This window comes from Shouchella patagoniensis, assembly GCF_002019705.1.
Lineage (GTDB): Bacteria > Bacillota > Bacilli > Bacillales > Bacillaceae_D > Shouchella > Shouchella patagoniensis.
Map to the genome: position 1 here is coordinate 3750579 of NZ_KV917377.1, position 20003 is coordinate 3770581.

20 protein-coding genes are annotated in these 20003 nt (G+C 39.7%); 10 read left to right on the plus strand and 10 right to left on the minus strand.

The window, feature by feature from the left end; genetic code table 11:
- Window positions 1–97: 97 nt before the first annotated feature.
- From BK584_RS19500 to BK584_RS19510, 3 genes are read right to left on the minus strand one after another with little or no spacing between them, the layout of a single operon-like run.
- On the minus strand, window positions 98–1936 hold the full coding sequence (locus BK584_RS19500; RefSeq protein WP_078394125.1) for an LTA synthase family protein: 1839 nt from the start codon (window positions 1934–1936) through the stop codon (window positions 98–100).
- Window positions 1933–3534 carry an aminotransferase class V-fold PLP-dependent enzyme gene (locus BK584_RS19505; protein WP_078394126.1) on the minus strand — a complete coding sequence of 534 codons (1602 nt, stop codon included), beginning with the start codon at window positions 3532–3534 and terminating at the stop codon, window positions 1933–1935. Before BK584_RS19505 ends, BK584_RS19500 begins: the two co-directional genes overlap by 4 nt.
- Entirely contained in the window at window positions 3535–4083 is a 549-nt protein-coding gene (locus BK584_RS19510) for a glycerol-3-phosphate acyltransferase (protein ID WP_078394127.1), read from the minus strand. It abuts the gene before it with no gap.
- 125 nt (window positions 4084–4208) lie between these two features.
- Between BK584_RS19510 and BK584_RS19515 the strand changes: the two genes are divergently transcribed.
- The 4 genes from BK584_RS19515 to BK584_RS19530 all read left to right on the plus strand — a co-directional run bounded on the left by BK584_RS19515 (window position 4209) and on the right by BK584_RS19530 (window position 7714).
- Window positions 4209–4658, plus strand: coding sequence for a GNAT family N-acetyltransferase (locus tag BK584_RS19515; RefSeq protein ID WP_078394128.1), 450 nt, complete (start codon window positions 4209–4211; stop codon window positions 4656–4658).
- 366 nt (window positions 4659–5024) lie between these two features.
- Window positions 5025–6032: a serine hydrolase domain-containing protein gene (locus tag BK584_RS19520; RefSeq protein WP_078394129.1), complete on the plus strand. Its 1008-nt coding sequence runs from the start codon at window positions 5025–5027 to the stop codon at window positions 6030–6032.
- 99 nt (window positions 6033–6131) lie between these two features.
- A complete protein-coding gene (locus BK584_RS19525) occupies window positions 6132–6710 on the plus strand; it encodes a TetR/AcrR family transcriptional regulator (RefSeq protein WP_078394130.1) in 579 nt (192 codons plus the stop codon).
- A 68-nt stretch (window positions 6711–6778) separates the two neighbouring features.
- On the plus strand, window positions 6779–7714 hold the full coding sequence (locus tag BK584_RS19530) for an SDR family NAD(P)-dependent oxidoreductase (protein ID WP_078394131.1): 936 nt from the start codon (window positions 6779–6781) through the stop codon (window positions 7712–7714).
- An 11-nt stretch (window positions 7715–7725) separates the two neighbouring features.
- Here BK584_RS19530 and BK584_RS19535 read toward each other — a convergent pair whose 3' ends face one another.
- The 4 genes from BK584_RS19535 to BK584_RS19550 form a co-directional block, all read right to left on the minus strand.
- Entirely contained in the window at window positions 7726–8334 is a 609-nt protein-coding gene (locus BK584_RS19535; RefSeq protein ID WP_078394132.1) for a DUF6944 family repetitive protein, read from the minus strand.
- A 110-nt stretch (window positions 8335–8444) separates the two neighbouring features.
- Window positions 8445–8846, minus strand: a complete 402-nt coding sequence (locus BK584_RS19540) for a thiol-disulfide oxidoreductase DCC family protein (protein ID WP_245808914.1) — start codon at window positions 8844–8846, stop codon at window positions 8445–8447.
- A gap of 31 nt (window positions 8847–8877) precedes the next feature.
- Complete coding sequence (locus tag BK584_RS19545) at window positions 8878–9867, minus strand: Gfo/Idh/MocA family protein (RefSeq protein ID WP_078394133.1); 990 nt, start codon at window positions 9865–9867, stop codon at window positions 8878–8880.
- A 55-nt stretch (window positions 9868–9922) separates the two neighbouring features.
- The gene (locus tag BK584_RS19550; protein WP_078394134.1) at window positions 9923–10852 is read right to left on the minus strand and encodes a helix-turn-helix domain-containing protein; all 930 of its coding nucleotides are present in this window, start codon (window positions 10850–10852) and stop codon (window positions 9923–9925) included.
- Window positions 10853–10968: 116 nt separating this feature from the next.
- On the opposite strand from BK584_RS19550, the gene BK584_RS19555 reads away from it, so the two are divergent.
- The 6 genes from BK584_RS19555 to BK584_RS19580 all read left to right on the plus strand — a co-directional run bounded on the left by BK584_RS19555 (window position 10969) and on the right by BK584_RS19580 (window position 16857).
- Window positions 10969–11718 carry a sugar phosphate isomerase/epimerase family protein gene (locus BK584_RS19555; protein WP_078394135.1) on the plus strand — a complete coding sequence of 250 codons (750 nt, stop codon included), beginning with the start codon at window positions 10969–10971 and terminating at the stop codon, window positions 11716–11718.
- A gap of 18 nt (window positions 11719–11736) precedes the next feature.
- On the plus strand, window positions 11737–12849 hold the full coding sequence (locus tag BK584_RS19560; RefSeq protein WP_078394136.1) for a Gfo/Idh/MocA family protein: 1113 nt from the start codon (window positions 11737–11739) through the stop codon (window positions 12847–12849).
- Window positions 12850–12865: 16 nt separating this feature from the next.
- Window positions 12866–14188: an ABC transporter substrate-binding protein gene (locus tag BK584_RS19565; protein WP_078394137.1), complete on the plus strand. Its 1323-nt coding sequence runs from the start codon at window positions 12866–12868 to the stop codon at window positions 14186–14188.
- An 11-nt stretch (window positions 14189–14199) separates the two neighbouring features.
- Window positions 14200–15126: a carbohydrate ABC transporter permease gene (locus tag BK584_RS19570; RefSeq protein ID WP_078394138.1), complete on the plus strand. Its 927-nt coding sequence runs from the start codon at window positions 14200–14202 to the stop codon at window positions 15124–15126.
- 19 nt (window positions 15127–15145) lie between these two features.
- Window positions 15146–15982 (plus strand): carbohydrate ABC transporter permease, encoded by an 837-nt coding sequence (locus BK584_RS19575; protein ID WP_078394139.1) that lies wholly within the window; start codon window positions 15146–15148, stop codon window positions 15980–15982.
- Window positions 15983–16077: 95 nt separating this feature from the next.
- Window positions 16078–16857, plus strand: a complete 780-nt coding sequence (locus BK584_RS19580; protein WP_078394140.1) for a sugar phosphate isomerase/epimerase family protein — start codon at window positions 16078–16080, stop codon at window positions 16855–16857.
- Window positions 16858–16877: 20 nt separating this feature from the next.
- On the opposite strand, the gene BK584_RS19585 is transcribed toward BK584_RS19580, so the two are convergent.
- From BK584_RS19585 to BK584_RS19595, 3 genes are read right to left on the minus strand one after another with little or no spacing between them, the layout of a single operon-like run.
- Window positions 16878–17726 (minus strand): AraC family transcriptional regulator, encoded by an 849-nt coding sequence (locus tag BK584_RS19585; RefSeq protein ID WP_169871402.1) that lies wholly within the window; start codon window positions 17724–17726, stop codon window positions 16878–16880.
- A complete protein-coding gene (locus tag BK584_RS19590; protein ID WP_078394142.1) occupies window positions 17723–18814 on the minus strand; it encodes a Gfo/Idh/MocA family protein in 1092 nt (363 codons plus the stop codon). The genes BK584_RS19585 and BK584_RS19590 overlap by 4 nt, the downstream gene beginning before the upstream one ends.
- An 11-nt stretch (window positions 18815–18825) precedes the next feature.
- Window positions 18826–19986: a Gfo/Idh/MocA family protein gene (locus BK584_RS19595; protein WP_078394143.1), complete on the minus strand. Its 1161-nt coding sequence runs from the start codon at window positions 19984–19986 to the stop codon at window positions 18826–18828.
- Window positions 19987–20003 lie beyond the last annotated feature (17 nt).

The window sequence follows — 20003 nt, forward strand, 5'->3', positions numbered from 1 at the left end:
TGTGTTAGAAGTCTCGCCAAACTAGTAATCTCTTAAACAAGAAAAAGTAAAAAATATTTGATAGCTTCAATGTTGCCTATTAGTTGCACCACCGGTATTAATCAATAAATCGAAGTAAATCACCTAACAAAAATTCATCAGAGAGGTTGAGTTGTTCTCGGACTAGTTCTTGATCCACTGCACAACTTGCATCATCAACAATGTTGCCGGAGGAACGCTCAATACATGAATGGTCAGCGTAAACATACTCATGTGAAACAAAGCGGCCATCTCTGAAAATAACAGGTACTTCGGCTGAGCGGGTAAACAAATCATGGCTAAATGTTAAATTGTCCTCTGTTGAAAGTCCAAGTAAATGAAGCAAAGTCGAATGAATATCAATTTGACCACCTTCTGTTTTAATGGTTTGCCCCGTTTGTCCAGGAATATGGATAATCAGTGGGATCTTTTGCAAATCAATATGAGACAAAGTGGTTTCTTCTTGATTTAGAAGATTGTGTACACCATTTTCGTACTGCCGCGAAATACCATAATGATCTCCGTAAAGGACAAACATTGTATTTTCATAAAGTCCCTCTTCTTTTAGTCGAGAAACAAACTGTTCGACCGCGGCATCTTGATAGCGAACGGTTGTTAAATAACGGTCAACAACACCTACTCCTGTATTTCCAGGTTCTATTAGTTGATCTTCTTCATCTAATAGAAACGGAAAATGATTTGTTAGTGTAATAAACTTAGCCATAAAAGGTTGTTCTATCTTTTGCAAAAGAGGGATTGATTGCTCAAAAAACGGTTTGTCTTTTAAGCCATAATTAACACTGAGTTCATCAGATATATCGTAATACTCTTTTGAGAAGAAGTGATGGTAGCCAAGGGCATCATACATTAGTTCTCGGTTCCAAAAGGTAGCATCGTTTGCATGAAAAACCGCTGATGTATAGCTCTTGCTCTCTAGTAAGCTTGGAATTGATTTATACGTATTTGTGTAACGCCTTACAAACGCAGATCCACTTGATAATGGGTAGAAACCCGTGTCGAGCATAAATTCCATATCTGATGATTTCCCCTGTGCAGTTTGGTCATAAATATTAGGAAAATAGAAGCTCTCTTTAATAAATTCATTTAGAAAAGGAGTCAGCTCTTCTCCGTCAATTGTTTTATTTATAACAAATTGCTGTGTTGACTCTAAACTAATTAAAATGACATTCTTTCCGGCTGCCATACCAAATACCTCTCGATCAGGTGCAGATGGCTCTTCCATACCTGCCGTGACTTCGGAGGCGATGGATTGATTGGCAAACATTTCTTTTGCGGGTGCTCGTACTGAATGGACTAAATTAACTACTTGGTAATTATATATACCTATAGAAGAGACAAGTTGGTCTCTAGCATAATCCGTATGCAGTAAGTACGGATTTTGCAGGTGGCTAATACCGAGTGAAGCAACGAATAAAGAGGTTGCTGTTATTCCGTACACTTTTCTTTTGGGCCGCTTAATGGAGATGCGCTGTTTCTTGGCATCAACGAGAAACCATGTGAAAAGCAAGACATCGATTATGAGAAGTAAGTCATACGGTGAGAACAATTCTACTGTACTTGATCCAAGCCCACCGACGTTACTAAATTGCATAAAAACAGAGGCCGTTAAAAAATCGATGTAGAAACGGTAATAAAGTAAGTTGCCGATCAATAATGCAGTACAAAGAACATAAACAACTAAAAAAACAAGGGGACGAACATTTCTACTAAAAAAGAAACTACAACCTAGAAGTAGTAAGATACTACCTAGTGGCGCGAGGAGTAGTAGGAAATAATCAGTTACCGTTTGAAATGGGAGTGAAAATCCTACTAAGCTAACAACGATTGTTTTGAATGTTAACAAGAAAACACCAAGAAAGAGTAAGTGTTTTGATAAAAAAGTTTTGATTGCATTCATAAAAGAGCGGCCTTCTCTCTGCACAATTGTTTATAATAGTTAGTCATATAGCGAACCGATTTTAAGACGTTTCGTTCATCCATTTCACCCATTAATGCAAGCTGAATCCAATTACGAGAAAGTAAGTAGCTGCTTTCATAGCTTAGATAAATGGAAGCGGATTTTAAAGAGTCGCCAAAAATTCGGGAAGAAATGGTTTCTGGCATGCGTATCGTTAAGATAGCTGGTGAATGGCTATCAAAACGAATAACGCTCATGCCGGCAGATTGAAGTTCATCGTAGACTTGATTCCACAGTTCAAAAGAAGGCGTTATTGGGTATTCTAATGCCTTCTGAAGCGCACAAAGCGCATTGGATGAATGCGTATATGGAATGCTGTTGGTTTTCTCGTAGTAGGCAAGATCCAAATAAGCTGGCACCTTTTTTGAGGACAGTGCCGACTCACGGTGGAAAACAAGAGCCAGGCCGGGGAAAGAAGCCAAACCTTTTCCACTTACAGAGCTTGCTAAATAGACCCCTGACAAATCGACTGGAATTGTTCCTAAGCTTGAACAAGCATCCAGACACAATTCAACACCATATTGATTACATAATGCTTTCAGGTCATCAAGTGGATATAAATAGCCAGTCGATGTTTCACAATGGACGGTCCACACCCATTCTATTTCTGGATTTTTAACCAGAAACTGTTCGATTGATTGAAGAGTTGGGGACGTCTCGCTGCATAATGATTGAAAAGAAAGATTCCAACGTTCTGCTTGTGTAATTAATCGATCACCAAATTCTCCGCTAGTAATAATGGCTCCGTGCTTCCCCATACATGCTAGTTGAGCGGCAACAATATCGTTTGCTAATGTACCAGTGCCAACAGCTATTTCGACTTGATGGCCGTTAGTTAGGTGAAGAAGTTGCTTTTTTACCGTCTTCATCGTCATGTTCATCTGTGAAGACCGATGAGAAATCGGTGCTTCGGACCAGGCTTTTTGGACTGAAGCGGATATGTTAACAGGTCCAGGCAGGAAATGCTGTTCTCGTCGATGTGTTTCTCGATTCATTAATTTATTAAAAGCTTTGGTTGAGCGGACAAAGTTATCCTCTGTTAAGTACATTGGTTGAAATTCGGCATCTTTTTTGCCTATGAGTGGACCAAATGGGACGAATCCGATTCGTTTGTATAAAGGCAATTGTCGTGTTGTTCCAGAAATCACAGCGATCGTAAACCCTTGTTTTAAACAGTGTGAAACGAGCTCGGAACATAAGCGGAAAAAGACAAGCCCTTGTCGGTACGCTTTTTTAATAGAGAGCAAGCGTATTTCACATAGCTTCCCTTCAAGGTTTAACAGGTCATCCAGTGAGGGCAGCTTTTCGTCAAGGGAGAAGGGACGTGTACCGCGTACACAAATCATACCAATAACTTCAAGGTCGTTTTTAGCAATGACATACAAGTTCTCATGATCAAATCGATCAACCAGTTTTTTATCTTGGTTTTGCTGATGCTGAGGGATTTCATCAACAAACGTTTTATAGTTAAGTTGGTAGATCTGTTCGAATTCATCATGTGAATCAGCTATCTTATATGTAAGAGAAATACCATCCATTTAAGAGGGCTCCTTTCTATGGGCAAGTAATACGATAAAAAGTAAGGTGATAAAAAGAAAGGCTAGTTCAAAATTTGAGAAAAAACTAAGTATAATAGGAACAATGGATAAAGAAGTAAGACCAATATAAGTGAAACGCATGTGCAAGACAGGTCCTAAGGCTACAACAATTGCAACAAAAAGAAGGATAACCGGTTTAAATACGAGTAAAGCCGCTAAGTAAACAACGACACCTTTACCACCTTGCCCTTTTAGCTGGATTGGCCACACATGGCCGATCATTATTGATACGGTTACTAGAAACATAATCAAAAATGAATCTCCATAAAAGTAGATGGTTAGCAAAATGGGAAACACAGTTTTCAGCGTGTCGATTATGACAGTAGCGATAAATGCAATGCGACCAAATACACGACCTGCATTTCTTGCTCCTGCATTATGGCTTCCAGCTGATCTAATATCACGCTTATAAATGAATAGACCAATATAGTAAGCTCCATTGATACATCCGCATATGTAAGAGAATAAGAGACAGAGTAAAAAAGACATGGCATCACCTAGTTTTCAAGTAGCTAAGACATTTAGAAGAACTACAATTTGTATTTTTTTCCTTTTCTATTATCATACCATATCTTTTTTTGTGCATTAAGAAAAAAACGAAAGGGCGATACTAGATGATTTTAAAAGTATCAATACAAGATGAAGCGTTAGCAGAAGAAATTCTTAAGCTCCAAAAGCGGGCATACAAAGTAGAAGCAGAATTGATTGGATGTAATCGTATTCCACCATTATATGAAACGTTAGAACAACTACAACAGGTAAATGAATTGTTTTTTGTTTATATGAAACAGGATGTTATTTCCGGGGCAATTGCCATTGAACATAAACATGCAGGCATTCATATCTGCCGAGTAATGGTCGATCCATCCTCGTTTCGAAAAGGTATTGCAAGGGAATTATTAACTTATGTAGAAGAGCTAGCGGGTAACAATACCCCCCTTTTTGTTTCAACAGGTGCGAATAATTTACCAGCGATTCGTTTATATACAGCAGTGGGGTATGAACAGGTTGGTACAAAAAAAGTTGGAGAAGGACTATTGCTTGCTCAATTCATAAAAAAATAAGACGTTTGATCCTCCATTCGTTAAGGGTAAGGTTAGTAAGGAAGAAAAGGAGGCGTTTGCGATGTTGCATCAAGAAGAAATATTCTAATAGAACGAGAATTAAATCGACTGGTCGATCTAAAACAACAAGTTGCGAATCCAAACTGCCCTTATTCTAGAGAGGTTGTTAAACAAATTATATTGATGGAGGATGCTTTAGGAAGAAGAACTCATTGATTATTCTGTACAATATATAAGCAATATGTGGTAACCTACTTATATAAGGGGGGTATTTTGCGATGTATAGACTGACATGAAACAGTTAGCCTAAATGATTATCTCTATATAAACTGTTCACAAAAAGAGAAACATTTAGGAGGACTAACAATGGAAAGTAAAAATGATATGTCAATGGTGGCACAAAAAATCGACTTCTCCGGGACGGTTTGCGTACAAGTAAACAGTAAAGTTGTAACGGAGAGTTATGGTTATGCCAATTTTACAGAGAAAAGAAAAAACGAAGCGAATACACGTTTTGGTATTGCCTCTGGTGCTAAATTTTTCACGTCAATTGCAATTTGTCAGCTTGTAGAGCAAAAGAAATTGTCTTTCCACTCAAAGATAACTGAATGTTTGGATATGGACTTCCCTTTCTTTGATAAGGAAATTACGATTCATCATTTATTAACCCACACTTCAGGAATACCTGATTACTTTGATGAATCTATAATGGATGATTTTGAGGAATTATGGGTGAAGGTGCCGATGTATCATATTCGAAAGCTTCAAGACTTTTTGCCGTTATTCCAACATGAACAGATGAAGGAGTTGCCAGGAAGTGTATTTCGTTACAATAATTCGGGCTATATTTTACTTGGCCTCATTATTGAACAAGCAACTGGTATGAACTTCAATGACTACGTGGAAAAATATATTTTAGCAGCCTCTGACATGGTGGATTCAGGATACTTTGAGCTGGATGCTTTACCTGAAAGAACTGCTACTGGTTATATTGAGAATGAAGATGGCAGCTGGCGTACAAATGTTTTTTCCGTCCCCGCTAAAGGTGGATCAGATGGAGGCATATTTGTAACAGCGCCAGAGATGATTAAGCTATGGAATACACTATTAACTGGTAAGTTGCTTAGCCATGAAATGCAGGATCAATTGTTGACGCATCGTATAAAAGTTGAAGAAGATATTCATTATGGTTATTGCGGATATATGGAAGTAAAAGAAGAACGTGTGCGTAAATTTATCTTAATGGGATATGATCCAGGTGTGAATTTTCGTATGACGTATCACCCTGATGATGAATTAATGATTGCTGTTTGTTCGAATAAGTCGGATGGGGCATATGAGATGCTAAAAGCAGCTGAAAAAGCTTTTATTTAAAAGGAGGGGGCTAACACGCCCTGCTCTTTTTTTGTTGACATTAAAAATAAATCACCGTATAGTATTAATTAACCATTGGTCAGTAAAGAGAGGTGCAACATGTCTCCACGCAAACCAGCATCACAAGAACTAACGAAAGAAATGATTGTAAAAGAGGCAGACGAACAATTTAAACAAAAAGGTTTTCAACATGTCTCGATGCGAGGGATTGCGAAACAATTAGGCTGCAGTCACGGCGCCCTCTACTATCATTTTAAGAACAAAGCAGAGCTTTTTAATGAAGTGGTTGCTCAGTATTTTGAGCAATTAAATCAACAAATTGATAAGACTGTTCAATTGGAAACAACAAATGAAACGAAGCTATTAACATTGTTTCTTGCCTTTATCCAGTTTGGTTTAGATCACCAAAGTCAGTATGAATTTATGTTCTTATTTAAAAATGAAGAAGTGGATGCGTTAGCAAAGCCTGCTGCTTTCGAAAGTTATGAAAAATTTGCTCAAACGGTCCACTCTATCGCAACCAAGAACGTCAGCATTAGTTCAATCTATGCAGGTTTTCTGTCGCTTCATGGGTTTATTTCCTATTATTTAGGCAGAACTGACTCATATCTGGAAGTAAAAGAGGTCGCACAACATCATGCCGTTTTTGTACAACGAGCATTCGTGAAAGACAAGTAAAGCCGATAACAAACGGGCTTTTCTTTTTTACTAATATTTGACCACTGGTCAAAAGAGGAGGAACTAACATGAAACATGCATTCGTTGCTGGAGCATCTGGAGGAATTGGTTTTGCACTCGTTCAAGAGTTAGTAAAAAGAGGTGTTCATGTCACTGCGTTTGCTCGAGGGGAAGAGAAGTTACGTCATTTATACCAAGAGATGAAAAACGTCACGATCAAGGTAGGTGACATATTAAATCAAAAAGATCTAATCGAAGCAGTGGAAGGAGCAGATACGCTTTTTCATGCAATTGGTTTTCCATATGAGAAATGGGCAAATACACATCTGCCATGCATGAAAAAGATGATCGAGGCTGCAAAACGAAATGAAGCAAGAATTGTGCTTGCAGATAATATCTATGCCTATGGGATACAAGGAGATAGGCCAGTAGATGAATTAGCAAAAAAAATACCACATACGAAAAAAGGAAAGTTACGATTGGAAATGGAAAAAACGCTGCTCTTAAGTTCTGTACCAGCACTAATTGCTCACTTGCCTGATTTATACGGTCCAAATGCAGAAAACACATTGTTGCATGAAACGTTAAATGGTGCAATAAATAAGAAAAAAGCGAATTATATTGGTTGTCCGAAGAAAAAACGTGAATTTCTGTATACTCGTGATGCGGCCGAAGCGGTTGTTCGTCTTGCAGAAGATCACACGTGTTTTAATCAAAATTGGAATATTGCTTCAAAACCTATTAATGGTCATGCATTGCTTCAATTAATTTCAAAACAAACAAATCATAGTAAAGGCTATCGCATTGTGAAAAGGAGAATGATTCGGACACTAGGATTATTTTCACCTTTTATGAGAGAGATGGTCGAGATGATGTATTTAACTGAACAACCAGTTCTTTTAGACGGCACAAAAGCAGCAAACAAACTGGGGAAACTCCCTTACACTCCTTTTGAAGAAGGAATTGCAGAAACGGTTTCATGGATGAAGAGCAGAGCCATGTAACTTGCTATCGATTAAAACCGCTCCCCGTCGCCTTCATAAAACACAGCTGTTACAATTGCGCCAATTGCTTGTAGAATAGTGCCAATTTCAAAGAATGATTCACCTTCACCACCACGGAGCTCAACAAAGCCCCCAAAAGCTTCAAAGAAATTTCCGAACAATTGTAAAAGACCACCATACAGTGAAATGGTTTCACGCCTTGATGGATCGTTAAGTGGTTCACTACCGAATATGGCATACGATGTACCTAGGGCTTCAAGCAAAGATCCTTTAATATTTAATGTAATTTCTACATCATCTGGGATATCAGAAATATCCGCATAAAGCGCTGTTAAATTTCCAAACGTTTGTATATAGGTTCCTGTTCTTTCAGAACTGGCTTCGGCAATGCCATCCGCTATAATCGCGTTACCTGCCGCTTCTAGCGCATTGCCGTATATGCTGTAATCTGATCGAGTAGCTTCAACGATATTCGTTCTCTGTGTAGTAGCGATCACAGCAAAGATGGTGCCTACGGCTACGATCCATTGCCCAAAAATAATTTTTGCATGGTTATCGTTGGTTGGAGAATTGCCGTTTTCTAAAACGTCGTTGATGGAGGTCTCATTCTGTTGTGGCATTTCGTCCTCTCCTTACATGCTGGGCTCATACGGTATGATATGCGGGAGAGGATTGTATAGTCACGATAAAAACCAGCTTATCAAAAAAGCTGGTTTTTACATAGTATACCTCATTTAAAGCCTATTGCTTCTTCGTAAGAGAGCCTGCCAAACCATTGATGTCGGTGACTAGATATGAATTGATAAGTTGGTTTCCCAATCCATTCAACAATCTGGGGTTTCATTAAAAATGCAAGCCAAAAAAATGCTGGTAAGACAGAGAAAATCTTTCTAACTGATTGAAAGCCAATTAACACTTCTTCTTCTTTTGTTAGGACATAAATTTCATCATACATATCAACGATTTTACTTGCTTTCTCTCGTGTTTTTTCACTGACGTGTTGAACTGGAAACCAACTTAGTTCATGGCGCCAGTCTAAAGAAGAAATGACCGTTTTAACAGTCCGACATAAAGGGCATTGGGCGTCGTAAAAGACGATATGCGTGTCCACTAGAATCACCTCAGTTTTCATCATCCCCTAAATGATAGAGAGGCAAACATCGTTAGAGCGACACGCGCATACCTTCCTCTGCTGATTTACGAGCAGCTTCGTTAATACGTGTAAGTTCGAGCATATCCGTTTTAGTAATTCGTGGTTGCGTGCCATTTGTTATTTCGTCTATCCATTGCTCCATTGCGCTTGGCTTTTGTTCTGGTAGATCTGGGGTTTGCCAACCATTCTCATTTAACTCTGATGAGCGGATGCGAACAGTTCGATCTTCAACGAGAATGCTGCCTTTTGTACCATGTAGTTCTAATAGGAAAGGACTGGCTTCACCGACAAACCCAGCTTCAATCACGCCACTTGCCCCTGATTCATAGCGTAAGACAACGGTCGCATGATCATCGACTTCACGATTCGTAATTGTAGCCATCTGACAAAATAACGATTCTACCTTTCCAGCAAGGCGATTGGTCAAGTAGATGGGGTGTGCTCCAAGGTCTATTAAAGCACCACCTCCACATTGATCGTTGTTATAGAAATGAGGTGGAAGCCATCCCTCTGGGTGCTTCTCTGTCGATAATGCACCGCCGTGTTCCAACCTGCAACGAATTGACGTTAAGTCACCAAGAAGTCCAGTATCAAGGGCTTCTTGCGCATATACATAAGATGGATCGTTTAAGCGAGGTAATGATAGCATAAGCGACACATCGTTTCTTTCTATTGCTTCAAAGATGGTTTGACAATCTTTCTCTGTAAACGCTAACACTTTTTCGGAAAAAATGTGCTTTTTGGCTTCTGCGCAAGCGAGAATGACGTCTGTATGCATAGACGTCGGGGTGTCAACAATAACGGCGTCTATGTCGGTGCGACCAAGGAGCGTTTCTAAATTTTTTTCAAAACCAACATTTAATTCACTTGCCCATTTTTGTCCACGTTCTGCTTCTTCATCCCAAACGGCAGCAATTTCTATGTTTGGATGTTCACCTGCCTCTCGGGCATAATCATTGGCATGAACATGCCAGCGGCTAAGCAATGCAACTCGAATCATCAAATTCCTCCTCAATTATTATTACCGTTCATACTAGAGAGCGTATATCTTTCTGTCAAGACAAAAAAGTCTGATTTTTACTTAGGGCAGTTCGCTGCAATTGTTTCTTAAAGCGTAGAGGCGAGATGTGTTTTGCTTGTTTGAATTGCTGGATGAAGTAGCTTGTGCTCGAATAACCCACGGAGATAGCTACGTCTGTAATCGTAGCATTTGTCGTTGTTAATAATTTCTCTGCTTCTGTAATACGAACATAATTAAGCAATTCAGTAAAAGAGCGTCCTGTAATACTTTTTATTTTTCGTGAGAAATAGCTATAGCTCAAGTTGCAAGATTTAGCGGCTTCTTTAGCTGTTAGTAAAGAAGAGTATTCAGTTTCAAGCAACGTAAATACATGACGCATAAGCTGAAAGTCGGCATCACTAATTGCATCCATCATACCAATCGGAACGCCTGTTTCACGCCAATGACGGAGTACGGCTAAGAAAATCGTGCAAATATGAATACGGATGGCAAAGTCAAAGCCATAATCCTTCGACGAAAACTCTTCCATAATTTTTGCGATTGTTGCAGGAATCGTTGTATGAGCTATTTCGTTTTTTGTTAGCAATGTTTTGGGGCTCGATTTCGCAAGTGTAAAAGGCAAAACGTATCTTGATTCAAAAATTGATCGTGATGTGGAATACAATACTTCAGGGTCTAGTTTAATGACAAGGTATTCAACATCAGTGCCTGCCTCTGCATAAATTGCGTGAACTTCGTTTGAGTTAATAATAATTAAATCACCAGCCTCCATTTTATGCGATTGGCCACTTACAAACACTCGAGTAGATCCAGAAAATGAATAAAGCAATTCAATCGCATCATGGAAGTGTGGTCTTGCAATAGGCTTGTCTGGTAGGCTGTGTTCCATATGACAATGAATGGGCTCCTTAATTTGATTATCGTTTAGCATCTGTTCTTGATAAGCATCTGGTTGGGAAAACATTAGACAACTCCTTATGACAAATATTTAATATAATTGAATAGTTCTAGTATATAATCTACTTCGATAAACATGGTACTCTTTTTTCAAAGAATACGACTTTAAGGAGGCAGCTATTGATGACGCATATTGGTTTGCAACTTTATTCTGTGAAAGAGCGGTGTGCTTCTGATTTTTTGGGTACGCTTGATGAAGTAGCTAAATCTGGCTATGATGGCGTGGAATTTGCAGGCTACTATGAAACAAGTAGTACGAATTTGAAAAAACGATTGGATGATAATGGTTTAAAAGCTGCAGGAAGCCATATTCCAATTGATCATCTTGAACGTTCTCTTGACCAAATGATTGATTATTCACAAAAAATTGAAAGCCCTTACATCATTTGTCCTGGTTTACCTGAACACTATCGAGATAGTGAAGATGCATACAAACGGACAGGAGAGTTGTTTACAAAAATTGGTGAGAAGACAAATGCAGCAAATATTGCTTTTGGTTATCATAATCATGACATTGAGCTTAAAACATTTGATGGCAAGTATGGACTTGATTTGTTATTCTCACACTCTGATTCTCGTTATGTGTTTATGGAACTTGACACGTTTTGGCTCGAAGCGACTGGCTTAAAATCGGTTGATTGGATTCATCAATACAAAGAACGATTAAAAATTCTTCACATGAAAGATATGAACAATCTTGATGAACTCCGTAATGTTGAAGTAGGTTCCGGTGTAATGGACTTTCATGCAATTCATGCGGCAGCGCAACAGTATGGTGTAGAGTGGTATACGGTAGAACAAGAACAATTTGATAAAGATGAATTTGAATCAATTAAAGATAGTTCCGCATTTTTGCGTTCATTATTAAAATAATAAAGGAGAGTGGCATAAATGGAAGAACGGACTGTGCGAATTGGAATTGTTGGATGTGGTGGCATTGCAAATGGAAAACAAATGCCAAGTTTGGCGAAGGTAAAAGGTGTGGAAATGGTTGCTTTCTGTGACATCGTTAAAGAAAAAGCCGAAAAAGCGGCCGCTACATATGGTATTGAGGGAGCGGATGTTTATACGGATTATGAGGAACTACTTAAAGATACGTCGATTGAAGTCGTTCATGTGTGCACACCAAACAAGTCACATGCGCCAATTAGTATCGCGGCACTTGAGTCTGGAAAGCATGTTCTATGTGAGAAACCAATGGCAAAAACCGCGGTAGAAGCACGCGAAATGGTTGATACAGCGAAACGGACTGGGAAAAAGTTGACCATTGGCTATGATAATCGGTATCGAAATGATTCTCTCTATTTAAAAGAGCTCGTTGAACAAGATGAACTGGGCGAAGTGTATTTTGCGAAAGCTCATGCTGTTCGTCGCCGAGCTGTACCCACTTGGGGTGTGTTTCTAAATGAAGAAGAGCAAGGCGGGGGACCATTAATTGATATTGGTACTCATGCACTTGATCTAACCCTTTGGACGATGAACAATTATAAAGTGAAAAGTGTTGTTGGGAACGTGTACTATAAATTATCAAATACGGAAAATGCAGCAAATGCTTTTGGACCGTGGGATCCAAAGGAATTTACAGTTGAAGACTCAGCTTTTGCATTTATTACGATGGAAAATGGAGCAACAATTACGCTTGAAGCAAGCTGGGCTCTCAATACACTTGATGTGGATGAAGCAAAAACGACACTTTGCGGTACAAAAGCGGGAGCGGATATGCGCGATGGCTTGCGTATCAATGGGGAAAAGCTGAGCCGTCTCTATGTGACGAAACCAGATTTAAAGGCTGGGGGAGTTGCATATTATGATGGCGGTAACGAAACACAAGCGGATAAAGAAGCTCGACTTTGGATTGAAGCGATCCGACATGATAAAGACCCAATTGTGAAAGCTGAACAAGCACTGGTCGTTAGTGAAGTATTGGAAGCCATTTATGAATCAGCAAAAACAGGGAAAGCGGTGTATTTTAACGAGGCAAACAAAGCTATCACTTCTAGTTAATTGGAGGTGCACGACCATGACAAATTCTTTAAAAAACACCTATTTTGTCCGCCCGCTTAAATGGGCGGGCGTGCTTTCCCTGTCGATAGTAGTTGTAGGTTGTTCTGAAGAACAAGCAAATACAACAGAAGATGCAATTGAAGAGACGATCTCAATTGAAGGGAGAACAACAGTAACGTATTGGCACAATCATACTGGACGAGGTCTTGAAGCTATTGAACAGGTAGCTTCGGACTTTAATGACAGTCAAGAAGATGTATTTGTTCAACCAATATATAGCGCCTCAACTGAAGGTGATGATCAGAGGCTTTTGACAGCTATTGCTGGCGGTAATCCCCCTGATCTTGCACATTTTGATCGTTTTAAAGTTGCTCAATATGCAGCAGAGAACTCGCTTGAACCCCTCACTCCGTTTATTGAAGAAGAAAACTACGATATGGATATCTATTACGACTACGCAGTTGACGAAACAACCTACGAAGAAGATATTTATGCAATGCCCCTTACGACAGATTCCAGGCTATTATTCTACAACAAAGATCGTTTCAAGGAAGTAGGTCTAGATCCTAACGACCCTCCGCAGACGATTAAAGAACTCGAGCACGCGATTGATAAACTATCAACAATTGAAGACGGTAGAGTGATGGAACTTGGTATGGTTCCTTGGACTGCACAAGGCTGGTTTTATACATGGGGTTGGGCGTTTGGAGGCGACTTCTATGATATGGAGACTGGAGAGTTGACAGTTGACGATCCAAAGAATATCGAGGCGCTTGAATGGCTTGTCTCTATTGCTGACACATATGATGCTGCAACCGTTACTAGTTTTGATACAGCTCAGGGTAGTAATGAAATGGACCCCTTCATTCAGGGGATATACAGCATGAAAGTAGATGGACCCTTTTCCATTTCAACGATTAATCAATACAACCCTGACTTAAATTACGGAGTGACTCCTGTCCCCACACCAACAGGCGATCATTTTACGACATGGTCCGGTGGAACATCTCTTATTATTCCGAAAGGTGCCAAAAATGCAAAAGAAGCTTGGGAGTTTATGAAGTACTTGGGTGGTGAAGAAGGACAGCGAACATATAGTGAATTGAACAACCAAATGTCCGTTATCGATACAGTTAATGAGGAGATTTATGGGGATAACGAAATCATGAAAGAATTTATTGATATCTTGCCAGAATCTAATGCAAGGCCTCCGATACCAAGTGGGCAGTTGCTATGGAATGAATTAGACCGGGCAGTAGAGTATGCAATCCATGGTCGAGGTGAACCGAGAGCACTGCTAGAAAAGGTTGCTAGAAAAGTAGCTGAAGCGGAAAAATAGGAGGTGGCATAATGGAAAAAACTGAGTTAGGAAAAGCGCCTAAGCTACGTAAAAATAAAAGAAGGTCAAATGAGAGTCTTGCTGGCTGGTTATTTGCGTTACCGTGGTTAATTGGATTAGCTGTGTTCTTTATTTACCCGTTACTTTCCTCTATTTACTATAGCTTTACAGACTATAGTATTTTGCAAAGTGGGGATTTTATAGGGCTAGCAAATTATCGCGAGCTTTTTCAAGACGAATTATTTTGGATCTCTATTTATAACACAGTTTATTTTGCTGTTTTGTTTGTTCCATTAAGCATTATTTTTGGGGTTGCACTTGCGATGGTATTGAATATGCGAGTCCGAGGGATGGCGGTTTATCGAACCATTTTCTTTTTACCGACATTAGTTCCTCATGTTGCACTTGCAATTTTATGGATTTGGCTTTTGAATCCTCAGTTTGGGCTTGTAAATGCCATGCTCGATTTTTTTGGTATTCAAGGTCCGCCATGGCTTGGTAGCACCTTTTGGTCAAAGCCTGCTTTGGTTTTAATGTCATTGTGGGGAATTGGGCAGGCAGTCATCATTTATTTGGCTGGACTTGGCGATATTTCACAAGAGTATTATGAGGCAGCAGAAGTAGATGGAGCTAGCTTTTTACAAAAGACGTTTCGAATTACTCTGCCTCTTTTAACTCCAGTTATCTTTTTTAATCTAGTAATGGGTTTTATCGGTGCTTTTCAGCAGTTTACATTACCATACGCAATGACCAATGGAACTGGAAGCCCAGCAGATTCGTTGACATTTTATGTAATGTACTTATATGATAACGCTTTCAGTTATTTCCGTATGGGGTATGCATCCGCTATGGCTTGGATTTTGTTTGTGATTATCATGTTGCTGACAGCAATTGTGTTTTGGAGTTCAAAACGATGGGTTCATTATCAAGGTGATTAATTGAGGAGGAGGCGTTTCTATGGAGGCGACAACAAAAAAACGAGTAAAACGTATATATGCTCATATTGTACTTATTCTCGCTTCGATTGTTTTTCTGGTCCCATTTATATGGATGGTATCAACTTCTTTTAAACCGATAACGCAGGTTTTCACGTTTCCTCCTGAATTTATTCCCAGGCCATTTCAGTGGGAGAATTACATTGAGGCAACAAAATATATTCCGTTTTGGACATATACGTATAATACAGCAGTCATAACAGGCTTAAGTACGCTTGGAGTCATTATATCTTGCCCTCTTGTAGCGTATAGTTTTGCTAAGTTACGATGGCGAGGAAGAGATGCGCTATTTGCTGTTACGATTGGAGTTATGATGATTCCGGCACAAGTTACGATGATTCCATTGTTTTTGCTGTTCAACCAGTTCGGTTGGGTTGGTACGAATTTGCCATTGATTGTGCCTGCTTTTTTTGGTGTTCCTTTCTCGATATTCTTGCTTAGGCAGTTCTTTAAAGGATTACCAAATACGCTTCGAGAAGCTGCAAAAATAGATGGAGCAAGTGAATGGCGCATTTATTGGCAAATCATGTTCCCGCTAGCTAAACCAGCAGTCCTAGCCATTGCTTTATTCCAGTTTATGGCTTCCTGGACAGACTTTCTTGGTCCATTAATTTATTTAACGGAAGAGGCTTCGTACACGCTTTCTCTCGGTTTGCAGCAATTCCAAAATCAGCAAGGTTCGCAGTGGCATCTCATGATGGCCGTCTCAACCTTAATGACATTACCGATTATTATTTTGTTTTTCTTTATGCAAAAAACGTTTATTAAAGGGATTACGTTTACAGGGATAAAAGGCTGAAGCAATAAGGTGATAGCAAGTAGCATTCTGTGCCAATGAGAGAAAAGCAGTTCCGCTTCATCTTTTATATAGTAAGGGAGGAAGGGGCTGGTTTGATGAAAAACAAATTTGCGGCAACTTTATTTACAGTAAGAGAAGAATTAAAAACCGATGGAATCGGACCCGTTTTTAAAGAATTAGCTGATATGGGGTATGCGGGGCTACAACTTTCAGGTTTACCTGTTGGTTATGACCAGGAGGAAGTGGCATTTCATTTGCAAAAGAACAACGTAGCTGCTGCTGGTATGCATGTGCCTTTTGATCGTTTGGCTAATGAGTTTGACCTTGTTAGACAAGAAGCAAAAAAATACGGCACAACCGATTTATTTTGTCCATACTTGCCTGAATCACTGAGGTCAGAGGATGGTTATCGAGAGGTAAAACGAGTCCTGAATGAAGTAGCGCACTTAGCTCCAGATTTACGAATTGGGTATCATAACCATGCGTTTGAGTTTGATACGCGTATTGAGGGGAGAGATGCATTAGCCTATATACTTGAACCTAGTGAAGAAAATAAGATTCTTGCAGAAATTGATGTCTATTGGGTGGCAAAAGGAGGTCAAGACCCTCTTAACTATATCCAACCTTATAAAGGCAGAATGCCAATCATTCATTTAAAAGATATGACGACGGATGAAGAAGAAACATTTGCTGAAGTGGGGACGGGGTCAATTGATTTTCTCCCAATATTAAAATGGGGTGAACAACATGGGATTGAATGGTATGTTGTCGAGCAGGATGTGTGCAAAAGCAACCCGATGACTAGTTTGCAATTAAGTCTAACGAATTTGCACAAATATGCGGTTGAGTTAGTTAATGTTAAGACAAAAAAGTAAGCTGGTCCGAGTGTGCCAACTTACTCAGAAGTGGCTTGGCGCTTGTATTGTTCAGGCGTCAAGCCTGTTAATTGTTTAAACACTTTGGTGAAATGAGAGGGATAATTAAAACCAACTTGGTAACATATTTCTGTCACACTTGCTGTACTTAAAAGAAATTCGATTTTCGCTTGATTAACACGTCGTTGGTACAAGTATTTGAAAATGGTTACACCTGTCATCTCTTTAAATATTTTGGCTAAATGGTATTTACTCATATGTAGTGCTTCTTCAATTGCTTCTAGACGAAGGTCTTCATGGTAGTGTGTTTCAATAAAAGAAACAACGGCCTGGACTGTTTTTTCTTTTTGGCTATTTAATTCAGGGGTTGGTTCGTGTATCCTTGTCCAATACGATGAGAGAAACGCTAAGAAATCCATGAAAGCAAGTTGAAAGCGCGCGTTTTCTTCTGTTTGAAGCAATTTCTGACTTGTATGAAGACGTTTCAAGTGTTGTTCTACTTCTTTTTGATCTTCGCCACTGAAGGATAGGCGCAAAGGTTTCACTCTTGAAAAAGGACTGAGCATTTGGGGATAGCCCATTGTATCAAAGACTCTGTTGAAATAAGTTTGATTAAAGTGCAGGGTCGAACGAACGTATGGATGCGTTCGAAATAGTTTAGGGCAATGGAGTGTTAGTCCATTCATTAAAATTAAATCGCCAGGAGTGAGGTTTAGTATCTGATCGCCAATCAAATAGGTGCATTTCCCATTATGAAAATAATAGATTTCTGCTAGTTCATGGGAATGAAATGAAAGGTTATGTTCATTTTTATGATCTTCCATATAATTGAAATTTAAGTTCTCCTTAATGGAGAGAGGGCCGTTCATAGGACCCTCTCCTTTGGCACAATCCATTCAGCTTTTTGTTGTGCAAGCAAGCACAACTCTGCCGCTTTAAAAGCATGTTCTTGCGTCATCGCATGTTCAGTGCGATTTAAGCAGTCTAGAATGAGTTCTCCAAAAAATGGGTAGCCAACCTTTCCTTTTAAGGAAAAATGTTGTTCTCCATTCTCATTAACCAAATAAAGGTGGTCACCACTTTCTTCCCGTGCCACATCCACATACTTACGAATTTCAATTGTCCCTTTTGTACCGGTTATAAATGTTCGTCCGTCTCCCCAAGTACTTAGTCCATCTGGAGTATGCCAATCGACTTTAAAGAACTGCGTCGCACCGTTGTCACCAACAAGAGTAGCATCACCATAGTCCTCTAATTCTGGATGCTCGGGGTTGTTGTAGTTTGCTACCTTACTATGAAGAATTTTGGCCTCTTTGCAACCAGCATAAAACAGAAACTGTTCAATTTGATGACTACCAATGTCACATAAAATGCCACCGTATTTCTCTTTCTGGAAAAACCAATTAGGTCTGTTATGTGCATTGAGTCGGTGTGGACCAAAGCCAGTCAGTTGGAGCACTTGACCAATTGCTCCTTGTTGAATAAGTTCTCCAGCATAAACAGCTGATTCCACATGTAACCTTTCGCTATAATAAACCATATACTTTCTACCTGTACGCTCAACTGTTGCACGGGCAAGTTCAAGCTGTTCAAGTGTTGTAAAGGGCGTTTTGTCTGTAAAGTAATCTTTTCCAGCTTCCATAGAGCGAACGCCAAGGCTCGCACGATGTGAAGGGATGGCTGCAGCTGCAATGAGCTGAATTGAAGAGTCTTCAAGTATTTCTTGCTCTGATGAGGCGACATGTACGTTGGGGAACGCTTCGATAAAATCGGCCAGCTTATCTTGGTCGGGATCAAAAACGGACGCAAGTGTAGCACCGGCTTCAATTAAGCCATGACACATTCCGTAAATGTGACCATGATCGAGTGCAATTGCTGCGAATAAAAATTCTCCTTCTTTCACAACTTTATTTGGTTTTCCTTTAGGTGCATAAGTCATCCCATCTTGTTTGCCCATCGTTCTCCTCCTCAATGACTACTAGATACATCAAGTGTAGTCTCGCTTGCTATGTTTTTTCCTTTGGATTCATTTATTCGTTTTTTAAGTTGTTTCTCGTACTCTGCTTCATTAAGTGGTAATGGTACCCAATTGTCTATCCAAGTGGAAAGTTGCATGGCATTTGATAGCGTAAGTCCATAAATACCTTCTTCACCAGGAGCTATTAATTGTTCACCTTGTAAAATTGCATGAACGAAATTTTGTGTAATACCCTGATGATCTGTTGATTCTTCTTTTATTTCCACTTCAACTAGCCGATGTTTTGGCTCACCAAAACCCCCTGTGTACGAATCGTTGAATTTAGGTTCTGATGTTTCGAGTTGCCAAAAAGTAAGTTTGCCATCTTCTATCACTACTTTTCCTAATGTTCCCGTCACCTCAAGCCGATTAGTTCCAGGGCTTTCTGCAGTCGTTGTAATAAAGACACCCGTTGCCCCAGATGCATATTCGAGGTAAGCGGTTACTTCATCTTCCACCTCAATGTCACGGTATTTTCCAAATGAACAGAAAGAACGGATTCGCATTGGTTCCATACCGATCAACCAGCCCCATAAATCCAATTGATGTGGGCATTGATTGATTAGCACCCCGCCGCCTTCACCAGCCCATGTTGCACGCCAATTGCTTGAGTCGTAGTAACTTTGGGAGCGATACCAATTTGTAATAATCCAATTCATACGCCTGATGGAACCTAACTCGCCTTCTTGAATGAGGTCACGCAGCTTCTGATAAATTGGTTTTGTACGTTGATTGTACATAAGTGAAAAAACAAGATTGCTTGAAGATGCGGCTTCATTCATTTCCCGTACTTCACTTGTAAAGACGCCAGCTGGCTTTTCACATAATACGTGTAACCCAGCAGCAAATGCTTTTTTCGCTAGGCGTGGATGACTGTAGTGAGGGGTAGCAATAAGAACGGCATCAATTAATCCCGATTCAAAAAAAGCATCTTCATCAGTAAAAAGCGGTACGGTGTCACCGTAATGTTGTTTTAATTCTTGTATCCGTTTTGGTCGTTCTTCAAGTAAGGCACCAAGTGAAGCGCCAATTACACGTCCGTTATGAATGTAAGATGCATGTGAGGTGCCCATGTTTCCGAGTCCAATTACGCCAATGCGAATGAATTCCATTGAATCCTCTCCTTTTT

What these genes read in the sequence shown, in the direction of transcription:
- BK584_RS19500 (WP_078394125.1), bottom strand. Translation starts at nt 1,936, where the DNA reads ATGAATGCAATCAAAACTTTTTTATCAAAACACTTACTCTTTCTTGGT.
- BK584_RS19505 (WP_078394126.1), bottom strand. Translation starts at nt 3,534, where the DNA reads ATGGATGGTATTTCTCTTACATATAAGATAGCTGATTCACATGATGAA.
- BK584_RS19510 (WP_078394127.1), bottom strand. Translation starts at nt 4,083, where the DNA reads ATGTCTTTTTTACTCTGTCTCTTATTCTCTTACATATGCGGATGTATC.
- BK584_RS19515 (WP_078394128.1), top strand. Translation starts at nt 4,209, where the DNA reads ATGATTTTAAAAGTATCAATACAAGATGAAGCGTTAGCAGAAGAAATT.
- BK584_RS19520 (WP_078394129.1), top strand. Translation starts at nt 5,025, where the DNA reads ATGGAAAGTAAAAATGATATGTCAATGGTGGCACAAAAAATCGACTTC.
- BK584_RS19525 (WP_078394130.1), top strand. Translation starts at nt 6,132, where the DNA reads ATGTCTCCACGCAAACCAGCATCACAAGAACTAACGAAAGAAATGATT.
- BK584_RS19530 (WP_078394131.1), top strand. Translation starts at nt 6,779, where the DNA reads ATGAAACATGCATTCGTTGCTGGAGCATCTGGAGGAATTGGTTTTGCA.
- BK584_RS19535 (WP_078394132.1), bottom strand. Translation starts at nt 8,334, where the DNA reads ATGCCACAACAGAATGAGACCTCCATCAACGACGTTTTAGAAAACGGC.
- BK584_RS19540 (WP_245808914.1), bottom strand. Translation starts at nt 8,846, where the DNA reads ATGAAAACTGAGGTGATTCTAGTGGACACGCATATCGTCTTTTACGAC.
- BK584_RS19545 (WP_078394133.1), bottom strand. Translation starts at nt 9,867, where the DNA reads ATGATTCGAGTTGCATTGCTTAGCCGCTGGCATGTTCATGCCAATGAT.
- BK584_RS19550 (WP_078394134.1), bottom strand. Translation starts at nt 10,852, where the DNA reads ATGTTTTCCCAACCAGATGCTTATCAAGAACAGATGCTAAACGATAAT.
- BK584_RS19555 (WP_078394135.1), top strand. Translation starts at nt 10,969, where the DNA reads ATGACGCATATTGGTTTGCAACTTTATTCTGTGAAAGAGCGGTGTGCT.
- BK584_RS19560 (WP_078394136.1), top strand. Translation starts at nt 11,737, where the DNA reads ATGGAAGAACGGACTGTGCGAATTGGAATTGTTGGATGTGGTGGCATT.
- BK584_RS19565 (WP_078394137.1), top strand. Translation starts at nt 12,866, where the DNA reads ATGACAAATTCTTTAAAAAACACCTATTTTGTCCGCCCGCTTAAATGG.
- BK584_RS19570 (WP_078394138.1), top strand. Translation starts at nt 14,200, where the DNA reads ATGGAAAAAACTGAGTTAGGAAAAGCGCCTAAGCTACGTAAAAATAAA.
- BK584_RS19575 (WP_078394139.1), top strand. Translation starts at nt 15,146, where the DNA reads ATGGAGGCGACAACAAAAAAACGAGTAAAACGTATATATGCTCATATT.
- BK584_RS19580 (WP_078394140.1), top strand. Translation starts at nt 16,078, where the DNA reads ATGAAAAACAAATTTGCGGCAACTTTATTTACAGTAAGAGAAGAATTA.
- BK584_RS19585 (WP_169871402.1), bottom strand. Translation starts at nt 17,726, where the DNA reads ATGAACGGCCCTCTCTCCATTAAGGAGAACTTAAATTTCAATTATATG.
- BK584_RS19590 (WP_078394142.1), bottom strand. Translation starts at nt 18,814, where the DNA reads ATGGGCAAACAAGATGGGATGACTTATGCACCTAAAGGAAAACCAAAT.
- BK584_RS19595 (WP_078394143.1), bottom strand. Translation starts at nt 19,986, where the DNA reads ATGGAATTCATTCGCATTGGCGTAATTGGACTCGGAAACATGGGCACC.